At 46.4% G+C, this 1,611-nt stretch carries 2 protein-coding genes; both read left to right on the top strand.

The genetic code is table 11. From position 1 onward, the window contains the following. The coding region (locus VIP81_RS08465; protein WP_331958402.1) for an AraC family transcriptional regulator at positions 1–776 on the top strand (776 nt) is incomplete at its 5' end. Positions 777–918: 142 nt separating this feature from the next. Then, positions 919–1,608 carry an RraA family protein gene (locus tag VIP81_RS08460; RefSeq protein ID WP_331958399.1) on the top strand — a complete coding sequence of 230 codons (690 nt, stop codon included), beginning with the start codon at positions 919–921 and terminating at the stop codon, positions 1,606–1,608. Positions 1,609–1,611 lie beyond the last annotated feature (3 nt).

The following is a 1,611-nucleotide window of genomic DNA, read 5'->3' as shown; positions in this document are numbered from 1 at the left end:
GTGAATTGGTATGGATTCAGGAAAGCCATGGGCAACGGATAGTAGGAGATCATATTGATCACTTTTTACCCGGTGATCTGGTGTTGATGGGCCCAAATCTGCCGCATATCTGGCTGAATGATACCACCTTCCAGGAGGTGCCGGTGAAAGGAAGTGTGAAATCTATTGTGGTCTATTTTCCGGCCAACTTCCTGCAGCAACTGTCGGAAGAAGAGGAAATTATTGCCCCGGTAAAACGACTGGTAGAAAGGGCGGAAAGAGGCGTGCGCTTTACCGGCAATACACAGCGGGAAGTGGTAAAATTACTCGCAGGTATTACCCGGCGCAAAGGGCTCGGAAAATTACTGGACTTTATGCAGATCCTGGAATTACTGACCGACTCCGTAGAGTTTGAATACCTGAGCAGCCTGCAATTTGAGAATTCCTTTCAACCCAAGGACACTGCACGTATTAATGTGGTATACCAATACCTCATGAATAATTTTTCGGGAGATATTTCCCTGCAGGAGGTAGCGGGATTGGCGAACATGACGCCACCGGCCTTCTGTCGTTATTTTAAGAAGCATACCGGCAAATCACTTACCCGGTTCATTAATGAAATCAGAATAGGCCATGCCTGTAAATTGTTACTGGAAGATGATCTCAGCATCGGAGAAATCTGCTATGAAAGTGGCTACCAGAATCTGACGAACTTCAACAAATTCTTCCGGAATATTAAAGGAGAGAATCCGAGTCAATACCGGAAATCTATGAGGGCCTCCACGGGCAAAGAATAGCCATTTCTAAATTTTATTAATAGGATTATCCGTCTTTTGCACTAAATCTGGTTAAAAAAGTTGTGATCTTGATTAATATAGTTGGATGATCCTGGATGCGGGTGAAATATCTTTGGGTCATTTAACAGTAATGGATATACCCATGGAAAAATGGAAAAATGATGACGAGCTTTTTTCGCTGATTAAAGCAGAATTATTTACAGCAGTGGTTGGTGATGTAATGGATAAGATAGGGCTGCTGCGGCAATTTTTGCCACCACAGATACAGCCACTGGATACCTCCATGGTGATAGCCGGACGTGCAATGCCGGTGCTGGAAGCGGATATGATTTCCGGAGAACAGAGTGTGCATAACGCGGTTTTACAACAACCCTTTGGCCTGATGCTGCAGGCGCTGGATGACCTGAAGAAAAATGAAGTATATATTTGTTCCGGTTCGTCGCCTACCTATGCATTATGGGGAGAGCTGATGAGCACCCGCGCGATGAAGCTGGGCGCTGCCGGCGCCGTAGTCAACGGTTATTCCCGCGATACCCGTGGCATCTTACAATTGCAATTCCCTGTTTTTTCTTATGGTCGTTACGCACAGGACCAGGGTCCGCGTGGTAAAGTAATGGATTTTCGGGTGCCCATTGAAATGAATGGCGTGATTATCCGTCCGGGTGATATTGTAGTGGGAGACTTAGATGGCGTGTGCATTGTACCGCAGGATGCTGTGGAGGAAGTATTCCGGCTTGCCCTGGAAAAGGCGAGGGGAGAGAAAATGGTGCGGGACCGGATAGAAAACGGCATGTCTGCTTCCGCTGCTTTTGCGCAGTATGGTATTATGTAAATG

The sequence above is a fragment of the Chitinophaga sp. genome, assembly GCF_036566945.1.
GTDB lineage: Bacteria > Bacteroidota > Bacteroidia > Chitinophagales > Chitinophagaceae > Chitinophaga.
Note: the sequence above shows the minus strand (reverse complement) of the source record. Positions and strands in the feature narration are given on the sequence as shown.

Excerpts from the sequence above, each read along its gene's own strand:
- VIP81_RS08460 (WP_331958399.1), top strand. The coding sequence starts at position 919 with ATGGAAAAATGGAAAAATGATGACGAGCTTTTTTCGCTGATTAAAGCA.